Origin of the sequence: Erythrobacter sp. (assembly GCF_011765465.1) — a bacterium.
Classification (GTDB): domain Bacteria; phylum Pseudomonadota; class Alphaproteobacteria; order Sphingomonadales; family Sphingomonadaceae; genus Erythrobacter.
The window spans coordinates 2,597,406-2,616,626 of sequence record NZ_CP050265.1; the positions used below are offsets into that span (position 1 = coordinate 2,597,406).

The following is a 19,221-nucleotide window of genomic DNA, read 5'->3' on the forward strand; positions in this document are numbered from 1 at the left end:
CGGTTCACTCCCCCCTGAACACCGCCTCGCGCTTTTCGATGAGTGCCGCGACGCCCTTGGCGTGGTCGGCAGTGTGGTGCATCATCGCCTGCGTGTTCGCAGCAAGTTCGAGCGCGGTGTCGTAGCTCACCTCGCGTCCCTGCCGCAGCAGCATCTTCGACTGGCGCAGCGAATGGGGCGGCATTTTCGCGATCCGGCCCGCGAGCGCGCGGACCTCGTCCATCAGCGCGTCGGGCTCGACCACGCGGCTGACGAGGCCCCAGTCCTGCGCAGTCTTCGCGTCGATCACGTCGCCGGTGAAGAACAGCTCCGCCGCGCGGCTCATGCCGATGACCCGCGGCAGGATCCACGTGCCGCCGTCGCCGGGAATGATGCCGAGTTTCAGGAAGGTCACGCCGAATTTCGCCTTCTCGCTGGCGATGCGAATGTCGGCGAGGCAGGCGACATCGCAGCCCAGCCCGATGGCAGGCCCATTGACCGCCGCGATGACAGGGACGCGCAGGCCATAAAGCGCGCGCAGCATTCGGTGGATATTGTCGCGGTAGCCGTCCGAGATCGCGGGCGGCGTCCCGCCGAAAGTGCCGGACTTGTCGCGCATCGCCTTGATGTCGCCGCCCGCGCTGAAGGCCCGCCCCGCACCCGTCAGGATGACGCAGCGCACCTCGCGGTCGGCGTTGATCGCCTCGCAGGCCCGCGCGAATTCCTCCCCGTCGCCGGGCGCGCCCAATGGGTTCATGCTCTCCGCCCGGTTGATGGTGAGCGTGGTGACAGGGCCGTCGGCGGAAATGGTGAGGAGGGACATGGAGCACTTTCCTTTCGCCCCCGTCATGCCAGCACCGCGCGATTTCGTCACCCGCGTATCACGGTGCGGGGTAGCCTTCGCGTTTGAGCAGCGTCGCCAGATGCGCGGCATTGGCGGCGAGGCTGCGCGCGGTCGTCTCCACCGGGTCGGGCACGTCATCGAGATCCTTGAAATCGACCGGCTGCATCGCCTCGCCGACCCAGTAGCACGAGCCCATCGGCGGGATCGTCCAGCCCGTGTCGGACAGCGCCTGGAAGCATTCGGCTGCGACATGGTGCGCGCCGTCCTCGTTGCCGACCACGCCCACCACCGCGACCTTGCCGTAAGGGGGATAGCGGCCTTCCTCGTCCGCCTCGCCGAGGAAGGCGTCCATGCGTTCGAGCACGCGCTTGGCGATGCTCGAGGGCTGGCCGAGCCAGACGGGTCCGGCGAGGACGAGGATGTCGGCGGCGAGCACCTTTTCGCGCATCGCGGGCCAGGCATCGCCCGCGCCTTCGTCCGAGGTGACGCCGGGCTTCACGTCATGATCGGCGACGCGGATGGTTTCGGTCAGAGCCACGTCCTCGCGCGCGAGGTGCTGCGCGATGAGCGCGATCATGCGGTCGGTCGAGGAGGCTTCGCCCGCGCTGCTCGGCTTGAGGCTGCAATTGAGGGCGATTGCGGAAAGGGGGGCGGAAGGGGTCATGGCTGTCTCCTCTTGTCCCCCACCCATCGAGACGGGCGGCGGCGGGGAGATGTTCCAAGGAACCCGCGATCAGCCGCCTTCGCCGACGGCCTCGGCCACGGCAGCGATGTGCGCCGGGCCGACCTCGCAGCACCCGCCGATCACGCTCGCTCCCGCGTCGCGCCAGCCTGCGGCGAAGCGGGCGTAGGCGGCCGGGTCCAGATCCTCGCGCGCGGCGAGCCCATCGACCTGCGCGCCTTCGCGCAGCGCCTCGATCGAGACGAAGCCGTTGGCATAGGCGCCGAAGGCCGCGACTTCGCCTGAAAGCACTTCGCAGGCGGCGGAAATCGCCTCGGGCGGGGAGCAATTGGCGAGCACGGCCTCGGCCCCCTCGTCGGCGGCGGCCCGCACGGCATCGGCAAGGCTTTCGCCAGAGCGCAGGCGGCTGCCGTCGCTTTCGTCCACCGTCACCGAGGTCCACACCGGCAAACCGCTTGCGCGCGCGGCGCGGGTGGCGACGACCGCCTCCTCGATGCTGGGCAGGGTTTCGCACAGGAAGAGATCGACCGCGCCTGCCTGCGCTTCGACGAGGCGTGCATATTCCGAGCGGGCCGCGCGCGGTTCGAGCCGTTCCTCCGGGCGATAGTCGCGCGCGAGCGGCGGCAGGACTCCCGCGATGCGACCCCGTCCGGCCTTGTCCCGCGCGCGCCGAGCTGCGTCGACAGCCGCGGTCTGAAAGCGGGCGAAGTCCTCTGCATGGCCGAGCCGTTCGAGCCGCGTGGGCGTCGCGGCGTAGCTCGCCAGCGTGATGACATCGGCGCCCGCTGCGAGAAAGTCGCCGTGGACCTCTGCGACCAGTTCGGGCCGGTCGGCGAGCACCCTGACCGACCACAGCGGCGAGCCGGTCTCGCCCGCGCGTTTCACCAGTTCCTGCCCGGTGCCGCCGTCGAGAATGGTCATGGTCATACCGGGCCAATGCATGGGCCACGCGGATCGTTTCCGATCCGCGCCCGCTTGAAACCCGGTAAAAAGGGCGAAAGCCTAGGCCCGCGCTTCCTCGACGCTCGCGCTGTTGTGCTTCAGCGCCTTGAGCACCGTCTCGACGATGTGCGGAGCGTTGAGGCGGGCGATGTCGTACTGCTTGTCCGGCGAATCCTGGTCGATGAAGATGTCGGGCAGGCGCATCGTGCGGATTTTCAGCCCCGCATCGGTCAGCCCTTCGTCGGTGGCGAAGGTCAGCACGTGCGCGCCCAGACCGCCGATCGAGCCTTCCTCGATGGTCACGACGACCTCGTGGTTGCGGGCGAGCTTGGCGATCAGGTCCTCGTCCAGCGGCTTGGCGAAGCGCATATCGGCAATCGTGGTCGACAGCCCCTTGGCCTCCAGCGTGTCGGCCGCCTTCTTGGCCTCTTCGAGCCGCGCGCCGAGCGAAAGGATCGCGACCTTGGCGGGCTTGTTCTCATCGCCGCGCACCACCCGGCCCTTGCCGATTTCGAGCTTTTGCGGAGTCTCGGGCAGCGGAACGCCCGTGCCCGCGCCGCGCGGATAGCGGAAGGCGATGGGGCCGGAATCGTGTTCGGCGGCGGTGTAGGTCATGTGGACCAGCTCCGCCTCGTCCGCGGCGGCCATGACCACGAAATTGGGCAGGGTCGCCAGATAGGTGATGTCGAAACTGCCCGCATGGGTCGATCCGTCCGCGCCGACCAGCCCGGCGCGGTCGATCGCGAAGCGCACGGGCAGGTTCTGGATCGCGACATCGTGCACGACCTGGTCGTAGGCGCGCTGGAGGAAGGTCGAATAGATCGCGGCGAAGGGCCGCATCCCCTGCGCCGCCAGCCCCGCGGCGAAGGTCACGCCGTGCTGTTCGGCGATGCCGACGTCGAAGGCGCGGTCGGGATGCCGCTTGGCGAAACGGTCCACCCCCGTGCCCGAAGGCATGGCCGCGGTGATCGCGCAGATCCGCTTGTCGCTGTCGGCAAGGTCGGCAAGCGTGTCGCCGAAGACGTTCTGGTAGGCGGGCGGGCCGGCCGAACCCTTCTGCTTCTCGCCGGTGACGACATTGAATTTGGGCACGCCGTGATACTTGTCGGCGCTTTCCTCGGCCGGGGCATAGCCCTTGCCCTTGGTGGTCACGACATGGATCAGCACCGGGCCTTCGGACGTGTCGCGCACGTTTTCGAGCACGGGCACGAGATGGTCGAGATTGTGCCCGTCAATCGGGCCGACATAGTAGAAGCCCAGTTCCTCGAACAGCGTGCCGCCCGTCACCATGCCGCGGGTGTATTCCTCGGCCTTGCCGACCGCGTCGTGGAGGCGGCGGCTCATCTTCTTGACCGCGCGGCTGGCGAGGCTCCTGAGGCCGAGATATTCGCTCGAGGAGACCATGCGGGCGAGATAGGCCGACAGCCCGCCCACCGGGGGCGCGATCGACATATCGTTGTCGTTGAGGATGACGACCAGCCGGTTGCCCGCCTGCGCGGCGTTGTTCATCGCCTCGTAGGCCATCCCGGCGCTCATCGCGCCGTCGCCGATCACCGCGATCCCGCGCCCGGGCTTGCCCGAAAGCTTGTTCGCGATGGCGAAGCCCAATGCCGCCGAGATCGAGGTCGACGAATGCGCCGCGCCGAAGGGGTCGTATTCGCTCTCGCTGCGCTTGGTGAAGCCCGACAGCCCGCCGCCCTGGCGCAGGGTGCGGATGCGGTCGCGCCGCCCGGTGATGATCTTGTGAGGATAGCACTGGTGGCCCACGTCCCAGACCAGCCGGTCCTCGGGCGTGTTGAAGACGTAATGCAGCGCGACGGTCAGTTCGACCACGCCCAGACCGGAGCCGAGGTGGCCGCCCGAGGTGCTGACCGCGTCGATCATCTCGGCGCGCAATTCGTCGGAAAGCTGGCGAAGCTGCTCGGGCTTCAGCTTGCGAAGCTCGGTCGGGGTCGGGACCTGGTCGAGGAGCGGGGTGACAGGTGGATTGGTCATTTCGTCAGCTTTACAGAGTCGAATCGCGCCTGTCGATGAAGCCGTTATCGTTACAACAGGACATCGAGCGCGCCGGGCGTGAGAGGCTTCAGGCGCAGGACGCGCACAGCCCGCGGATCTCGAGCACCGGGCGCTCGGCGCGGAAACCGCGCTGCCCGGCGAGCGCGCGAACCGAGCGGCTCACGTTCTCGTCGTCGATATGCGTGGCCTCGCCGCATTCGTCGCAGACGAGGAAGATGCAGTCGTGCTCGCAGCCCGGGTGGCTGTTGGCGAGATAGGCGTTCGAGCTTTCGACCCGCATCGCAAGGTTGTTCGCCACGAACAGGTCGAGGATGCGATAGACGCTGTTGGGGGCGACCCGCTTGCCGCGCGCGGCGGAGAGGTTGTCGGCGATGTCATAGGCCGAGACGGGGCGGTCGTGGCCGGAAAGCTCGACGAAGACCGCTTCGCGCATACTCGTCCATTGCTCGCCGCTCGTCGTGAGCGCGGCGCGGGCGGCGGCGACCAGGCTTTCGCCCGAATGTTCGATATGCGCGTGGGAATGTGCGTGGTGTGCCATGGACATCATATAGGCCCGCCATGCGCGCTTCGCCAAGCGGCTATTGAAGCGGGGGCGCGCTCCGCCCGACGTTACGGCGCGCTAGGCGTCCGGGAGGCCGTCGCGCAGGAAGTCCGCCCGCCAGTCGCCCGGGAACATGGCCTCGAGCGCCTCGACCTTGGGCCGGTCCCAGCGCAGGATGTAACCGTGGCGCGGATTCTTCGCCATGAAGTCCTGGTGATAGGCTTCGGCCGGGTAGAATAAGCGCTGTTTCTCGATCTTCGTGACGATCGGGCGGTCCCAGATGCGCGCGCGTTCGAGCTGGGCGAGATAGGCCCTCGCGACCGCCTCCTGCTCCTTGCTCGTGGGGACGAGCGCGGTGCGGTAATGCGACCCGACATCCGGGCCCTGCCGGTTGAGCTGGGTCGGGTCGGCGACCACCGAAAAGAAGATCCGCAGCAATTCGTCGTAGCGCACCACGAGCGGGTCATAGGTGATCTTCACGGATTCGGCGTGGTTCGTCATGCCGGTGGTGACGATGGAATATTTCGCGTTCTTCGCCGTGCCGCCGTGATAGCCCGACACCGCCGATTTCACGCCCTTGACGTGGCTGAAGACCGCTTCGACCCCCCAGAAGCACCCGCCCGCGAAGATCGCGGTCTTGAGACCCGCGCCCTCCTTGGCGATGCGCTTGGCGGCGGGGGCATCGACCGGCTCCTCGGCGGCGAGCGCGGGTCCGGCACAGCCGCTTACGGCGAGAGCGCCGGCGAGGAGGGGAGCGAGAAGGCGGTTCAATCCGCTTCCCCGGTGACGGGCGCGATGAGGAACTCGGGCGCGGCGAGCGGGGCCATCGGCGCTTCGGCGGCGTGCGCGGGCGACGCCATTTCGTCCCCGACCTGCTCCGCATTGGCGACGCCTACGCCGATCGCGGCGATGACGAAGCCGATGGCGAAATTGCGGTAGAGGTCGTTGGCGAAGAGGCGCATGGCGGGGGGTCTTTCGGCTCGGTCGTTTCCTTGATGCGGGGCTCCCATGCCGCAGGATGGCTTGCAATCCGGTGAACGCCTCGTTGGAGATGCGTTTTCCTGCGGCGGGCGGTCCCGATTTCACTCCAAGCTACGCGAAGCCGTCCTCGCCGGATGCGGGCGCAGCGGGAGCATCCTCCACGCCCTCAAGCAGCAAAGCGGTAGGGCGTAATCAATGCCGGAAGTGGCGCATCCCGGTGAAGACCATCGCAAGGCCCGCTTCGTCGGCTGCCGCGATAACCTCTTCGTCGCGGATCGAGCCGCCCGGCTGGATCACGGCGGTCGCGCCCGCCTCGGCCGCGGCGAGAAGCCCGTCGGCGAAGGGGAAGAAGGCGTCGGAAGCGACCGCGCTGCCTTTCGTGCGGGGCGCGTCCCAGCCGTAGGTCTCGGCCGCCTCGCGCGCCTTGATCGCGGCGATGCGCGCCGAATCGCGGCGGTTCATTTGCCCTGCGCCGATCCCGGCGGTCGCGCCGTCCTTGGCGTAGACGATGGCGTTCGATTTCACGTGGCGCGCGACGGTCCAGGCGAACAGGCAGTCCCTGAGTTCCTGTGTCGAAGGCGCGCGCTTTGTGACGACGCGCAGGTCGTCCGCGCTCACCGCTCCGTTGTCGCGCGACTGGATCAGCATCCCGCCCGCGATGGTCTTCATCGCGAAGCCGCCCCGGCGCGGATCGGGCAGCGCGCCGCATTCGAGCAGGCGCAGGTTCTTCTTCTTCGCAAAGACTGCGCGCGCGCCCTCGCTCACCGTGGGAGCGATCACGACTTCGGTGAAGATGCCCGCAATCGCCTCGGCGGTCGCTTCGTCGAGCTCGGTATTGACCGCGACGATCCCGCCGAAGGCCGAGACGCTGTCGCACTGGAGCGCGGCTTCCCATGCCTCGAGCAGCGAGCCCCCCTGCGCGACGCCGCAGGGATTGGCGTGCTTGACGATGACGACGGCGGGGTCCTGCCCGGCGAATTCGGCGGCGAGTTCGAGCGCGGCGTCCGCGTCGTTCAAATTGTTGTAGCTGAGCGCCTTGCCCTGAAGCTGTGTTGCCTGCGGCACGCCGCCTGCGGTGACCTGCGGCACATAGATCGCCGCCTGCTGGTGCGGGTTTTCGCCATAGCGCAGCGTGTCGGCGCGGGTGAAGGCGAGCGGCAGGGTCGCGGGGAAGGGGGTCGCGCCCAGCGCCTCGGGCCCGAGCGGGTGGGTGAAGGCATCGCCAAAAGCGAACCAGCTTGCGATCGCCGCGTCATAGGCGGCGGTGCGGGCATAAGCCTTGCCCGCCATGCGGACGCGGAACGCCTCGGAAGTCGCGCCCTCGTTCGCTTCCATTTCCTCGATGAGCGAGGCGTAATCGGCAGGGTCGGTGAGGATGGTGACGAAGCCGTGGTTCTTCGCCGCCGAGCGGACCATCGACGGCCCGCCGATGTCGATGTTCTCGATGATCTCGGCGCGCGACGCGCCCTTCGCCACTGTCTCCTCGAAAGGATAGAGGTTGACCACGACGAGATCGATCGCGCCGATGCCGTGCGCCTCCATCGCCGCGCGGTGTTCGTCATTGTCGCGCAGGGCGAGCAGGCCGCCGTGGACTTTCGGGTGCAGCGTCTTGACCCGCCCGTCCATCATCTCGGGAAAACCGGTGAGGTCGGACACGTCGCGCACCTCCAGCCCCGCTTCGCGCAGGGTGCGCGCGGTTCCGCCGGTGCTCACCAGCTCGACCCCGCGCGCCGCCAGCGCCTGCCCCAATTCGGCCAAGCCGGTCTTGTCGGACACCGACAGCAGCGCCCGCTGGATCGTCGTCGTGCTCACGAAATGCTACCCCGTCTTTCTCAGCAGCCAGGAGAATTGTCCCCCGCCGCGCGATGTCAGCCCCTCGATCACGAGCTGGGCGGTCGGATGCGGGCGCCCGTCGCCATCGACCCACAGGCTGTCGTCGATGGCGAGCGCGATATCGCCCGCCGCCGCACTATCGCCGCGCAGGCGGAATTGCCAGAGCTTCCCGCCCTCGGTCAGCAGGCTCGCCCCGCGCCCGTCCTCGGACAGGCGCGCCTCGATGCCCTTGCCGAGATGGAAGCGGATCGCGAAGCCGATCTTGCCGCGCTTGCCCTTGCGCGCGGCGGGAACGAGGATGTCCTCGCCGGCCAGTTCGGTCCCGTCGGCGCGCAGCGAAAGGACGCGGCGGTGGGTCAGGCCGAAGCGCGCTTCGTAGCCGTCGTGGCTCGCCTCGATCCGCACGCCGTCGCGGCCGTCCTCGCCGATCAACCGGCGTTCGACCTCGACCGTCTCGACCCCGCGCCCGAGCTTGCCGTGGAGTTCCACCGCGGTCGAATTGGCGTTGTCGAGGACCAGCGTCGAATGGGCGGCGCTGGCGCGCAGGCCCTGCCCGATGCGCGCCGGGACGAGCCCCCCCGCGAGCGCCGCGCCGCCGCAATTGACGATGATGCGCGCCGGACCGTCGGACATTTCGAAAGCGAGCGTCGAAGCGCAGCCGCAGCGAGCATGGCGCGCGCGCGGCGGGGGCGCGGCGTCGAATTGCACCTGCGTCGCCCCTCCTCGCAGCCGGTGAAAGCCCCAGTGTTCGGTTTCCGCCAGCGGGCGGGTGCGCACGCCGGTCGCCTCGATCAGCCGCTCGAGCCGCGCCGCGTCCACAGCGCCCTGCCCCTGCCAGCTACCCAGGCCGCCGTCACCATGGCGCAGCGCGAGCAGCGGCGGCACGAGCAGTTCGCGCATGACGTAAAGCGCCTGCGGAGGTTCGACCCCCGCGGCCTCGTAGCAGGCGAGAAGGTCGGTCAGCAGGCCGATCGCTTCCATCTGCGCCGCCGGACAACGCGAGAGGATGCCGCCGTCCTCGCCGACCATGTCGCCCAGCGCGCGGATCAGGCCGGCTTCGCCATAGAGGCGGCGCGGGCGGCCTTCGGGCAGCAGAAGGCCCGCTGCGATCACGCCCGCCCAGCCCGCGACCTGGCCGAGTCCGGCCCCGCTCGCGGCGGCCTTGCGGTCGAGCCAGTCGGCGGTATCGCTTATCGCTTCGAGCAGGCGGGGTTTCAAATGCGGATCGCGCCCCGAGAGCACCAGCGGCGCATGGACCAGCCACGCGAGCAGCCGCAGGCCCGCCATTTCCACGTCCCACGCCGCCCCCCGCGCGGGCGCGGGATGCGCGGCGAGCCATGCGGCAGCGATGCGCTCGGCGACGGGCACGCAGTCGGCGCGCGGCGCGCTCGCCGCGAGGTCGGCGAGCCAGGAAAAGGAATGCACCGCCCGCTCGATTCCCGGCGCGAGCCGGGTCGAACCGGTGAAATCGAGGCTCGCGATCGGCTGCTTGACCCCGTGGACGAGGAAATGCCCGGCGCGCAGGGCCGTGCCCGCCGCCCGGTCGCCGGGCACGGAGCCCTCGACCGTAGCGAGGACGCGCAGCGGCGAGGCTCGGCGGAACGGCGCGGCGAGCGCCTGGCGCGGCACGCCGAGACGATAGGCCATGCGGATGAGCGTTTCCCCGGCGCGCGCCTTGGGAGCGATCACATCGGACAGCGCCAGTGCGCGCGAGGTCTCGGGCGAGGCGGGTGTCTCGGCGGTCTCGGGCGGCGCCGCCTCCACGGTCGGCTCGGCCCGCTGCGGGAGCGGCATGGCCGCGGCCTGGTCCTGCGCCTCGACCTCGTCCTGAGCGGATTTCTGCGAGGGAAACAGGCTCTCCATCATCCGGCCCCCTTCAGCGCGGCGATATTGGCGGCGTAGCGCTCCGGCCCGCCCTTGAACGTGGCCGAACCGGCGACGAGCACGTCCGCGCCCGCCTCGACGCATTGCTGCGCGGTCTCGGGATTGACCCCGCCGTCGACTTCGAGGTGGATGTCGCGCCCGGTCGCATCGATCATCGCGCGCACCTTCTCGATCTTGGCGAGCTGCGAGGCGATGAAGCTCTGTCCGCCGAAGCCGGGATTGACGCTCATCACGAGGATGAGGTCGACGAGGTCCATCAGGTTGTCGAGCACCTCCACCGGAGTGCCCGGATTGATCACCGCGCCCGCCTTCTTGCCCAGCCCCCGGATCGCCTGCAGCGTGCGGTGGACGTGCGGCCCGGCCTCGGGATGGACGGTGATGATGTCGGCCCCGGCCTCGGCGAAGGCTTCGAGATAGGGATCGACCGGCGCGATCATCAGGTGGACGTCGAAGGGCTTGTCGGTGTGCGGCCGCAGCGCCTTCACCACGGCCGGGCCGATCGTGATGTTGGGCACGAAATGGCCGTCCATCACGTCGACATGGATCCAGTCCGCGCCCGCTTCGTCGATCGCGCGCACTTCCTCGCCCAGCCGGGCGAAATCGGCGGACAGGATCGAGGGGGAGATCAAAGGTGTCGGCATAAGTGTGCGTCGCGCCCTTCTTCGCGCGATTGTCGCATTACCGGAGGGGCGAATCGGGCGACAAGCATGGTTTACGGGCTTTTCCACCGTCATCGGCGAGTCCGCACCGGACCGCGTCGGGCAGCGGTTAAGGCGCAATTCACGGCGCTGCTGCCACTTGTATGAGCCAATGCAAGGCTCCAAGCGTTTGCGGGGGTCTTTACGGGCGGGAGCAGACGGCCCGCCGACAGGATATTCACGAAAGACGGGGCACATCATGGTTTCACGGGGCATCCCCATGCACTTTACGCCTTCGCCGCGACGCGCTCGGCGGCTCTTCGCCGGGTGCGCCGCGCTCGCCGCAGCGGGCGCGCTCGCCTTCGGCTTCGCGCCGGGGGCGCAGGCGCAGCAGACCTACGGCGTCAAGATCGACAACGACATGAGCCAATGCGCGCCAGGCAAGGGGCCGGCCATCCGCCTGCGCATCACCGGCCTGAGGTCGAGCGCGGGCAACCTGTTCGTGCGGACCTATTTCGCCAAGGACAGCGATTGGCTGCGCTCGCGCCGCTACATCCACCGCATCGACATGAAGCCGAGGAAGGGCGTGACCTATGCCTGCGTGCCGATCCCGCGCGCCGGGAAATACGCGATCGCGGTGCAGCACGACGCCAATGGCAACCGGGAAAAGGACTTTTCGACCGACGGCGCGGGAATGTCGGGCGATCCCGTCATCCGCACCTTCCTCGGCATCCCGCGCCCGCCTTCGCTCGAGGAAACGACCTTCAGCGCGGGCGACGGGGTGACGCGCCTGTCGATCGAGATGCGCTACCTCGACTGATCCCGGCGGTGGCGCCACAGCGCCCACAGCACGCCGGGCGCGGCGAGCAGCGGGTGTTTCTCGCGGAAGGGCGTGACTGCGACCGGCATCCCGGTGTGGCGCTCGATCTTCCACGCGGCATAGCGCGCCGCGCCCTCGAAAGTCGTGCTCGCCTTGACCAGCCGCGCGAGGTTGAGCGGCTTGCCCAGCCTTTCGCGCCTGGCCCACCAGCGCAGCACCGCCTGCCTTTCGCGCGGGTCAAGGCGGGGGGCGATGCGTTCGCCTTCGCGGGCGAAGTCGATCCCCGCCGCCTCAAGCGCGAGCGGGAGGAGGCCGTCGAAGTGCGCGGCATTGACCGAGAGGATGTCGTTCTCGCGTCCCGGCTTTTCGACCCGGAATTCGGCCCGATAGGTCGCGCGGAACAGCGCGCGCCAGTAATCGCCGGGCGTGCCTTCCTCCGGCCCGAGCGCCACGGCGAGCCGGGCGGCGGTGATCGCCGCGGCGGCGAGCACATCGACGACTTCGCCCCGCGCCCGGTCGTCCGCCGCCCAGGCGAGCGCGCTGGGCTGGACGAAACGCGCCCAGATCGTCGTGTCGACCCGCTCCCCGCAGGCCGCCTCGCCGAAGGTCGCGAGCCGCATGGTCGCCACCTTGGCGCGCAGGGTCGCCTCCCCGTGTGAACGTTCACGGTAACTCACGCGCGGCCAGATGCGCGCTTCGTCCGCGGCGTCTCCGGGCAGCAGAACATAGAAATCGAGCACGCCGTCGAGCGATCCGGTGCGCAGGTTCGATCCGTAGAACAGCACCGCCCGCGCGCCCGCTTCCGCGCCCAGCGCGGCGGCGAATGCGCGCACGGCGGGATCGACCGGCGCATCGAGCGCCCCGGCGATCCGCTTCAGCAGCGGCTTTTCGGGAAAATCGGACCTCTCGCCAGCAGCAAGCGGCGCGGCCTCGCGGGCCATGACCTGTCTCCGGCCTTCAGGGGGTGACGAATTCGAGTTCGGGCCCCTGGCCTATGCGATAATTGCCCGCCGGAAAAGCCTCGCCATCAAGGATAAACTGATCCTCGATCTCGAGCGTGAATTGCGAAGCGGCGATCTGGTGAATGCCCTTTTCGCGCAGGCCGGAGGCCGCGCGCCCGCGCACGATGGCGGGAACGGAAAGCGTGGTCAGGCGCGAGATCTGGTCGACCGCGACGAGCTTCAGCCCGTGGCGCAGCTTGCCGAAGGGAACGAGCCCGGCGGGCAACCGCTCCAGCGTGGAGGCGAACAGCGCCTGGCGGTAGGCGGGATCGCCCTTGCCGCTGTGTTCGAGCGGCGCCCCGCTCGCGCCCAGCCGTATCGTCATGCGCGCGCCCTTGCGCCACGGGTTGGAACGCGTCGCGAAGAGCGACTGGGCGAGCGCCCACAGCGCGGTCGCCCCCACGGCGAGCGAATTGAACGCGCCGAGCCGGTGCGAGACCTGCCCCGCGCGCGTCGCGGTGGTGAAGGCGCCCGCGCCGAAGATGAATCCGAAGACATGGGCCGAGGCGGGATCGTCGAGCGATTCGATCTCGATCGGGCGACGGCGCACCGTGCCCCCGCTGTCGAGCGCCTCGATCGCGGCCTGCAGGCTCCAGTCCTTGGGCACGCCGAGATCGATCGTCAGCGCGTTGGTCTTGCCTTTCGGGAGGACCGCGATCGGCGGCCAGTCGTCGCCGAACAGGCCCGCGCCGCAGGTCAGCACGTCGCGCACCGTCCCGTCGCCGCCATTGACGACGAGCAGGTCGATGTCGCGCGCGGCGAGATCGGCCAGCGCCTCGTGCAGCTGGCTGCGGTCGCCCGGCTGGGCGATGTGGATATGCGGGCTGATCGAACAGTCGAGGTCGGCCCCCCGATTGCGATGGCTGCGCGGATTGTAGATCACGCCCACGACCGGCGCCTCACCGGGCGCGCGCTCGCGCCGCGCGCGCGCACGCGCGGGGCGATCGCCCGAAGCGGCGTCGCGGCGCGGCAGCTGCGCGAATTCGTAGATCGAGGTTGCCATGGCGGGGCCCCTATAACCGTCGGGCAGCGGGCATACCACTGCCATGTTTACTCCGTCTTGTAACATTACGACGAGCGTTGCGCGGATACATCGGTCGCCCGCGCGCATTTGCAAGTCGCAACAGGCCGAGCCGCGCCGCAGCCGCGCTGCGGGGCTGGGGGAACGCGGGGCTGGATCGCGGCGCGGGCCGCGCTAGGATCGCGCCATGCTCAGCCCCGACCTGCTCGATTCCGCCCGCGCGCTCGCGCCCGACATCACCGTCCTGCGCCGCGCGATCCATGCCGAGCCCGAACTCGGCCTCGACTGCCCGATGACCATGGCCAAGGTGCGCGAAGCGCTCGCCGACCTGCCGCTCGAATGGCGCAGCGGCCCTTCGACCACGGGCGCGGTCGCGACGCTGGTGGGTGCCAAGGCGGGCGCCAAGGCGGACGGGGGCACGCGCCGCGTGCTGCTGCGCGGGGACATGGACGCGCTGCCGATGGAGGAGAAGACCGGGCTCGACTTCGCCTCGACGATACCGGGCCGGATGCACGCCTGCGGCCACGACACCCACACCGCGATGCTGGCGGGCGCGGCGCGGATGCTGTGCGAGCGCCGGGCCGAGATCGCGGGCACGGTCGATTTCATGTTCCAGCCGGGCGAGGAGGGACACCACGGCGCGCGCTTCATGCTGGAAGACGGCCTGATCGACCCGCTCCCCGACGCCGCCTTCGCGCTCCACGTCATGCCCAATGCCCAGCACGGGGTGCTGGCGGGCAAGCCGGCGCCGCTGATGGCGGCGGCCGACCAGTTCACCATCACCGTGACGGGCAGGGGCGGCCATGCCTCGATGCCGCATGACTGCGCCGACCCGGTCCCGGCAGCGGCGGCGATCGTCGCCGCGCTGCAGGCGATGGTGACGCGGCGCTTCGACGCGGCGAGCGCGGTGGTCGTCACCGTGACTCAGATCCACACCGGCACGGCGCACAACGTGATCCCCGACGAGGCCATGCTGGCGGGCACGATCCGCACGCTTTCGCCCGAGCACCGCGCGAAGGTCCGCGAACTGGTCGCCGCGACCGCCGCCGACACCGCCCGCGCGCACGGGGTGGAGGCGACCTGCGAGATCGTCCCCGGCTTCCCCGTCACCCTGTGCGATCCGCGCGCGGTCGCGCTCGGCGCGAAAGTCGCGCGCGAACTCGGCGGCGATACGGGCTGGCGCGACCTTGCAGCCCCGATCATGGGCGCGGAGGATTTCGCCTATGTGCTCGAAAAGGTGCCCGGCGCGATGTTCTTCCTCGGCGTCGCGCCCGAAGGCGACGACTGGAGCGCGTGCTGCGCGATCCATTCGCCGCGGATGCACGTCGATGAAAGCGCCCTGCCCCGAGGCGCGGCGATGCTGGCGGGCTGCGCGCTCGAATTTCTCGACAACGGATTCGCCTGATTCTCGCCTGGCGGAGCCTCTTGGCGACCGGATTTGTCATTTTTCGACGATTCTGTCAGGAAATCGGCAAGATTAATCCAGTGTGAACGATCTCCCCGTCTTAATTTCCTAACATATGTGAGTTAGCTTCCCACCGTCAGGTCGCGCTGAAAAGCAGGGGACGTTGCCATGGGCCGGGGCAACATCACGATAGAGGACGTCGCGCGCGAGGCCGGGGTTTCGCGCCAGACCGTGTCGCGCGTGATCAATCGCAGCCCCAGCGTCAGCGCCTCGGCGCGCAGCCGGGTCGAACAGGCGATCGAGGCGCTCGGCTATGTCCCCAATGCCGCCGCGCGCCGGATGGGCGGGGCGCGCAGCTATCTCGTCCTCGCCGCGATCGAGCGCGGCCCTGCAGGCGCCGCCCTGCCGCTCGACCGAATGCTGCTCGACGGGCTCCTATGCTGCAGCGCGCAGGGCTATCACCTGATGTTCGAACAGGTTTCCGGCGAGCGCGATCTCGCCGCCGCCCTGACTTCGCTGACCCCCGACGGGGTAGTCCTGCTCCCCCCGCTCGACGAACGGCCCGGCCTCCACGAAATGCTGGCGAAACGCTCCATCGCGGTCGCCTGCCTCGGCGAAAGGCGCGAATACGGGCGCGTGCTGCCGGGCCTCGACGAAGCCGGTTTCGGCGAGGCCGCGACCGCGCGCCTGCTCGAAAAGGGTCACCGGCAGGTCGGATTCATCGGCGGGGACGGCGACCTTGCCCGTGCGCGCCGCCGGATCGAGGGCTATCGCCGTGCGCTCGCCGAGGCGGGCAGCCGGGCGCACCGCCATTTCGTCTCGGACGAGCCGCGCGACCTTGCCGGGGCGATGGACCTCGCGCGCAGCTGGCTCGCCCCGACGATCCGCCCGACCGCGATCATCGCCGGGACCGAAGCGGTCGCGCTCGGCGTGCTGCAGGTCGCGCGCGAACTGGGGCTCGTCGTGCCGCGCGACCTGTCGCTGCTCGCGCTCGAGGACACGCCGGGCCTCGCCCGCAGCCATCCCCCGATATCGAGCCTGCACCAGCCGCTGGGCGCGCTGTTCGCGGGGGCGTGCAGCCGTCTTATCGAGGTCGGCAGCGCGCCCGGACCCGACACCGCTGCGGGCGCGGTGGCAGGACCGCTTACCCCGGCGGCCTCGATCGAGCCGCACGTCTTCGCCGACCGCGCGACGATCGCGCGCGCGCCGCGGGCGGTCTGAAACGCGCCGGCGATTTCTTCCCGGCACGCGCGCAATCCTTCCCCCAGACCTAGGCAATGCCCCGCGATGAGCGGGCAGGCAAACGATCACACCCCGCCGCTATCGGTGTGCGCCCCTCCGCAGCAAGACGGGCCACCCGATGCAATCGTTCAAGGACAGGATAGCCGACCTCAACCTCTCGACCCGGATCGCCGGGCTGGTGATGCTCTCGCTCGCCATGCTCGCGCTGGTCAGTATCGGGGTGATGAAATTCGCCCTGACGTCCGAGGCGGAGCGGCTCGCGCAGGAACGCCAGGAAGCGAATATGCGGGTCGCGTGGAACGTGCTCGGCCAGTACGGCGAGGGCTTCGTCGAACGCGGCGGCGAGCTTTATATCGGCGACAAGGCGCTCGACGGCTTTTACGAGCCGGTCGACCGGGTACGCGAACTCGTCGGCGGGTCGGCGACGGTGTTCCACCGCGACCTTCGCATCACCACCAATGTCCAGAAAGCCGACGGATCGCGCGCGGTCGGCACGCGCCTCACCAGTCCCGAGGTGCGCGATGCCGTTCTGGTGCGCGGCGTGCCCTTCCGCGGGGAGGCCGACATCCTGGGCGTGCCGCATTTCACCGCCTACGACCCGATCAAGGACGCGAGCGGCGAAGTGATCGGCGTTCTCTATTCGGGCATTCCCAAGGCCGAGTTTCTCGCCGGCGTCAACGCGACCGCGTGGATGTTCGCGCTGGTCTTCACCGCGGCGACCGTGCTGATCGGTGGCCTGATCCTCGTCGTGCTGCGCCGCAGTTTTGCGCCGCTGGCCCTTCTGTGCGGCCTGATGGACCGGCTGCGGGGCGGCGAACACGATTTCACCGTCGATTTCACGAGCCGCAAGGATGAGATCGGCACGATCGCCTGCGCGATCGACGCCTTCCGCGATGCCGCGATTCTCCGGCAGCGCGACCAGAACAGCCAGCGCGAAGTCGTCGCGACGATCGGCCAGCGGCTCGGCCGGCTCGCCGAGGGAGATCTCACCGCACGCATCGCCCAGCCCTTCCCCGAAGCCTACGAACCCATCCGCCGCGACTACAACCGCGCGCTCGAGGCGCTCGAGCGGACCATGCTCGCGGTCATCGGCGCAGGCAATGCGATCAACACCGGCGCGAACGAGATCCGCCAGGCTTCCGACGATCTGTCGCAGCGCACCGAAAGGCAGGCGATGAACCTTTCGGAAACCGCCAATTCGATGGACCGCATCACCGAGATCGTCCGCGATTCGGCGGACAAGGCGACCGGCGCCAATACCAAGGTCGACGAAACCCGCAGCGATGCCCGGCAATCGGCCGAAGTCGTGGGCCGGGTGATCGACGCCATGCGCGCGATCGAGCAATCCTCCGGCGAAATCTCCGAAATCATCGCGGTGATCGACGGCATCGCCTTCCAGACCAACCTGCTCGCGCTCAATGCCGGCGTCGAAGCGGCGCGGGCGGGCGAGGCGGGCAAGGGGTTCGCCGTGGTCGCCTCCGAAGTGCGCGCGCTGGCCCAGCGTTCGGCCGAAGCGGCGGCCGACGTGAAAAGCCGCATTTCGGCCTCCGCCCAGGAGGTCGAATCCGGCGTTCGGCTGGTCGGCGAGGCGAGCGATTCGCTCGAGCGGATCTTCACCAGCGTCGAGGAGATCAGCGAAGTCATCGCCGGGATCGCGGATGCCGCGCAGAGCCAGGCGGGCGGCCTCCAGCAGGTCAACGAGTCGGTGACCGAAATGAATTCGGTGACCCAGCAGAACGCCGCCATGGTCGAACAGGCGACCGCGGCCGCACGCAGCCTTGCGGACGAAGCCGACCTGCTCTCGCGCGAGATGTCCCGCTTCACTCTCGCCGCGCCGACCGGGGACGTCTTGCCCGGACCGCAGGGCGCGCCGGGCGAGGCGATCGCCCCGCCGCCCCGTCCTGCCCGGAGCGTGCAGACGCAGGGCTCGGCGGCGCTCGCCCTTGCGACGGACGACTGGTCCGAATTCTGAGCCAATCCCCGCTGCCGCACTCCTGCCCCCGGTTTCGCATCACGAGGTCATCGCCATGGAAGTCCGTTTCGTCTCCCGCCGCCTGCCCGCCTCCCGTATGATCCTGGGCGCGCTGTTCCTCGGCGCGCTCGCGCAGCCGGCCAGCGCGGACGAGATCGAGGTCGAGCCACTGGTCGATGCCCGGCTCCAGCTCGAAACGCTCGAGGTCGAGAGCCTGCCCGAAACATCGGAGGCGCTCACCCTGCGCATTCGCACCGGTGCCGAGGCGACGCGCGGGCGCTGGACGGCGCGGCTCGAAGGGCAGGCGAACATCGCCATCGTCGACAATTTCGCCGACGGGCTCGACGGGGTCACCGATCGCCCGATCATCGCCGATCCTGAAAACCTCGCGCTCTACCAGGCCTATCTCGGATACGAGGCGCCCGGCTTCGCCGCGAAGGTCGGGCGGCAGGAAATCGGCCTTAACGACGAACGCTTCATCGGGACCGCGCCGATCCGCCAGAACGCCCAGAATTTCGACGCGGTGCGCGCGGTGTGGACGGGTGTCGAGGGGCTCACGATCGATGCCAGCTATGCCTGGGCCTTCCGTCCCTTCTGGGGCCGCGACGGCTTCGGCTCGCGCCCGGAATCGGTCGGGGGCGACAATGTCTTCGTCAATGTCGCGGTCGAAACCGGGCTCGGGACGCTTACGGGGTTCGCCTACATCGTCGATCTCGACGACGAGAACGCGCAGTCCTTCCGCCTTTCCAGCCGGACCTTCGGCGCCCGTCTCGACGGGAAGCAGGAGGTGGGCGGGGGCCTTGCCGTGTCCTATCTGGCGAGCTTCGCCCGGCAATCGGACAGCGGGCGCAATCCCAATGATTACACGGCCGATTTCCTGGTGGTGGAGGCGAATGCCCATACCGGCGGCTGGAAGCTCGGCGCGGGGCTCGAGATCCTCGGCGCGGATGAAGGCCAGCCCTTCGCCTCGTTCCAGCGCCCGTTCAACACCGGGCTCAAGTTCCTCGGCCTCGCCGGCCGGTTCCTGCCCACCCCGCCCGACGGGCTGCGCGACTATTACGCCGCGGCGGCCTTTGCCCCGGGCGACGTCGGCGCGCTCGAAAAGGTGACGCTGAAAGCGGCCGTCCACCATTTCACCAGCGACCGGGAACTGCGCGTCTACGGCAACGAGCTCGACCTTGTCGCAAGCGCGGATATCGCCGACACGAACGTCGCGTTGCGCTATGCCGATTACCGGGAAAGCGGGTTTTCGGCCGACACGCAGCGCTTCATGTTCCAGCTCGGCTGGATCTACTGATATTCCGCGAGCATCTGAAGCGACAGGTAACTGGCGCACCCGACAGGATTCGAACCTGTGACCTCTGCCTTCGGAGGGCAGCGCTCTATCCAGCTGAGCTACGGGTGCGCGGGGCGACAAGAC

General features: G+C 69.2%; 17 protein-coding genes and 1 tRNA gene. 5 read left to right on the forward strand and 13 right to left on the reverse strand.

From position 1 onward, the window contains the following. Nucleotides 1-4: 4 nt before the first annotated feature. The 10 genes from G9473_RS12430 to rpe all read right to left on the reverse strand — a co-directional run bounded on the left by G9473_RS12430 (nt 5) and on the right by rpe (nt 10,343). Nucleotides 5-802, reverse strand: coding sequence for a crotonase/enoyl-CoA hydratase family protein (locus G9473_RS12430; RefSeq protein WP_291133647.1), 798 nt, complete (start codon nt 800-802; stop codon nt 5-7). A gap of 58 nt (nt 803-860) precedes the next feature. After that, nucleotides 861-1,487, reverse strand: a complete 627-nt coding sequence (locus tag G9473_RS12435; protein WP_291133648.1) for a flavodoxin family protein — start codon at nt 1,485-1,487, stop codon at nt 861-863. A 69-nt stretch (nt 1,488-1,556) separates the two neighbouring features. After that, the gene (locus G9473_RS12440) at nt 1,557-2,447 is read right to left on the reverse strand and encodes a homocysteine S-methyltransferase family protein (protein ID WP_291133649.1); all 891 of its coding nucleotides are present in this window, start codon (nt 2,445-2,447) and stop codon (nt 1,557-1,559) included. A gap of 60 nt (nt 2,448-2,507) precedes the next feature. Then, nucleotides 2,508-4,442, reverse strand: coding sequence for a 1-deoxy-D-xylulose-5-phosphate synthase (gene dxs / locus G9473_RS12445; protein ID WP_291133650.1), 1,935 nt, complete (start codon nt 4,440-4,442; stop codon nt 2,508-2,510). Nucleotides 4,443-4,530: 88 nt separating this feature from the next. Continuing rightward, nucleotides 4,531-5,001, reverse strand: coding sequence for a Fur family transcriptional regulator (locus tag G9473_RS12450; RefSeq protein WP_291133651.1), 471 nt, complete (start codon nt 4,999-5,001; stop codon nt 4,531-4,533). Nucleotides 5,002-5,082: 81 nt separating this feature from the next. Continuing rightward, on the reverse strand, nt 5,083-5,775 hold the full coding sequence (gene msrA, locus G9473_RS12455) for a peptide-methionine (S)-S-oxide reductase MsrA (protein WP_291133652.1): 693 nt from the start codon (nt 5,773-5,775) through the stop codon (nt 5,083-5,085). Beyond that, nucleotides 5,772-5,966, reverse strand: a complete 195-nt coding sequence (locus G9473_RS12460; RefSeq protein WP_291133653.1) for a hypothetical protein — start codon at nt 5,964-5,966, stop codon at nt 5,772-5,774. Before G9473_RS12460 ends, msrA begins: the two co-directional genes overlap by 4 nt. A 211-nt stretch (nt 5,967-6,177) precedes the next feature. Beyond that, nucleotides 6,178-7,797 (reverse strand): bifunctional phosphoribosylaminoimidazolecarboxamide formyltransferase/IMP cyclohydrolase, encoded by a 1,620-nt coding sequence (gene purH / locus G9473_RS12465; RefSeq protein WP_291133654.1) that lies wholly within the window; start codon nt 7,795-7,797, stop codon nt 6,178-6,180. A gap of 6 nt (nt 7,798-7,803) precedes the next feature. Next, nucleotides 7,804-9,684 carry a heparinase II/III-family protein gene (locus G9473_RS12470; protein ID WP_291133655.1) on the reverse strand — a complete coding sequence of 627 codons (1,881 nt, stop codon included), beginning with the start codon at nt 9,682-9,684 and terminating at the stop codon, nt 7,804-7,806. After that, entirely contained in the window at nt 9,681-10,343 is a 663-nt protein-coding gene (rpe, locus tag G9473_RS12475; protein WP_291133656.1) for a ribulose-phosphate 3-epimerase, read from the reverse strand. Before rpe ends, G9473_RS12470 begins: the two co-directional genes overlap by 4 nt. 277 nt (nt 10,344-10,620) lie before the next feature. Between rpe and G9473_RS12480 the strand changes: the two genes are divergently transcribed. Then, nucleotides 10,621-11,160, forward strand: coding sequence for a DUF2141 domain-containing protein (locus tag G9473_RS12480; RefSeq protein ID WP_291133657.1), 540 nt, complete (start codon nt 10,621-10,623; stop codon nt 11,158-11,160). Here the strand turns inward: G9473_RS12480 and G9473_RS12485 are convergent. Continuing rightward, nucleotides 11,148-12,101, reverse strand: coding sequence for a hypothetical protein (locus G9473_RS12485; RefSeq protein WP_291133658.1), 954 nt, complete (start codon nt 12,099-12,101; stop codon nt 11,148-11,150). The two genes, G9473_RS12480 and G9473_RS12485, sit on opposite strands and share 13 nt — an antisense overlap. 16 nt (nt 12,102-12,117) lie before the next feature. Further along, nucleotides 12,118-13,164, reverse strand: a complete 1,047-nt coding sequence (locus G9473_RS12490; protein ID WP_291133659.1) for a diacylglycerol kinase family protein — start codon at nt 13,162-13,164, stop codon at nt 12,118-12,120. Between the two features lie 205 nt (nt 13,165-13,369). Between G9473_RS12490 and G9473_RS12495 the strand changes: the two genes are divergently transcribed. From G9473_RS12495 to G9473_RS12510, 4 genes are all read left to right on the forward strand, one after another. After that, the gene (locus G9473_RS12495) at nt 13,370-14,587 is read left to right on the forward strand and encodes a M20 family metallopeptidase (protein WP_291133660.1); all 1,218 of its coding nucleotides are present in this window, start codon (nt 13,370-13,372) and stop codon (nt 14,585-14,587) included. 168 nt (nt 14,588-14,755) lie between these two features. Further along, nucleotides 14,756-15,808: a LacI family DNA-binding transcriptional regulator gene (locus G9473_RS12500; protein WP_291133661.1), complete on the forward strand. Its 1,053-nt coding sequence runs from the start codon at nt 14,756-14,758 to the stop codon at nt 15,806-15,808. A 139-nt stretch (nt 15,809-15,947) separates the two neighbouring features. Beyond that, entirely contained in the window at nt 15,948-17,801 is a 1,854-nt protein-coding gene (locus G9473_RS12505; protein ID WP_291133662.1) for a methyl-accepting chemotaxis protein, read from the forward strand. 55 nt (nt 17,802-17,856) lie between these two features. Beyond that, nucleotides 17,857-19,098, forward strand: coding sequence for an alginate export family protein (locus G9473_RS12510; RefSeq protein WP_291133663.1), 1,242 nt, complete (start codon nt 17,857-17,859; stop codon nt 19,096-19,098). Nucleotides 19,099-19,129: 31 nt separating this feature from the next. Here G9473_RS12510 and G9473_RS12515 read toward each other — a convergent pair. Next, nucleotides 19,130-19,206 (reverse strand) — tRNA-Arg (locus G9473_RS12515). Nucleotides 19,207-19,221: the final 15 nt, after the last annotated feature.

Excerpts from the sequence above, each read along its gene's own strand:
- G9473_RS12440 (WP_291133649.1), bottom strand. The coding sequence starts at position 2,447 with ATGCATTGGCCCGGTATGACCATGACCATTCTCGACGGCGGCACCGGG.
- G9473_RS12450 (WP_291133651.1), bottom strand. The coding sequence starts at position 5,001 with ATGGCACACCACGCACATTCCCACGCGCATATCGAACATTCGGGCGAA.
- G9473_RS12430 (WP_291133647.1), bottom strand. The coding sequence starts at position 802 with ATGTCCCTCCTCACCATTTCCGCCGACGGCCCTGTCACCACGCTCACC.
- rpe (WP_291133656.1), bottom strand. The coding sequence starts at position 10,343 with ATGCCGACACCTTTGATCTCCCCCTCGATCCTGTCCGCCGATTTCGCC.
- G9473_RS12505 (WP_291133662.1), top strand. The coding sequence starts at position 15,948 with ATGCAATCGTTCAAGGACAGGATAGCCGACCTCAACCTCTCGACCCGG.
- G9473_RS12460 (WP_291133653.1), bottom strand. The coding sequence starts at position 5,966 with ATGCGCCTCTTCGCCAACGACCTCTACCGCAATTTCGCCATCGGCTTC.
- G9473_RS12435 (WP_291133648.1), bottom strand. The coding sequence starts at position 1,487 with ATGACCCCTTCCGCCCCCCTTTCCGCAATCGCCCTCAATTGCAGCCTC.
- dxs (WP_291133650.1), bottom strand. The coding sequence starts at position 4,442 with ATGACCAATCCACCTGTCACCCCGCTCCTCGACCAGGTCCCGACCCCG.
- G9473_RS12495 (WP_291133660.1), top strand. The coding sequence starts at position 13,370 with ATGCTCAGCCCCGACCTGCTCGATTCCGCCCGCGCGCTCGCGCCCGAC.
- G9473_RS12470 (WP_291133655.1), bottom strand. The coding sequence starts at position 9,684 with ATGATGGAGAGCCTGTTTCCCTCGCAGAAATCCGCTCAGGACGAGGTC.
- G9473_RS12510 (WP_291133663.1), top strand. The coding sequence starts at position 17,857 with ATGGAAGTCCGTTTCGTCTCCCGCCGCCTGCCCGCCTCCCGTATGATC.
- G9473_RS12500 (WP_291133661.1), top strand. The coding sequence starts at position 14,756 with ATGGGCCGGGGCAACATCACGATAGAGGACGTCGCGCGCGAGGCCGGG.
- G9473_RS12480 (WP_291133657.1), top strand. The coding sequence starts at position 10,621 with ATGCACTTTACGCCTTCGCCGCGACGCGCTCGGCGGCTCTTCGCCGGG.
- G9473_RS12490 (WP_291133659.1), bottom strand. The coding sequence starts at position 13,164 with ATGGCAACCTCGATCTACGAATTCGCGCAGCTGCCGCGCCGCGACGCC.
- G9473_RS12485 (WP_291133658.1), bottom strand. The coding sequence starts at position 12,101 with ATGGCCCGCGAGGCCGCGCCGCTTGCTGCTGGCGAGAGGTCCGATTTT.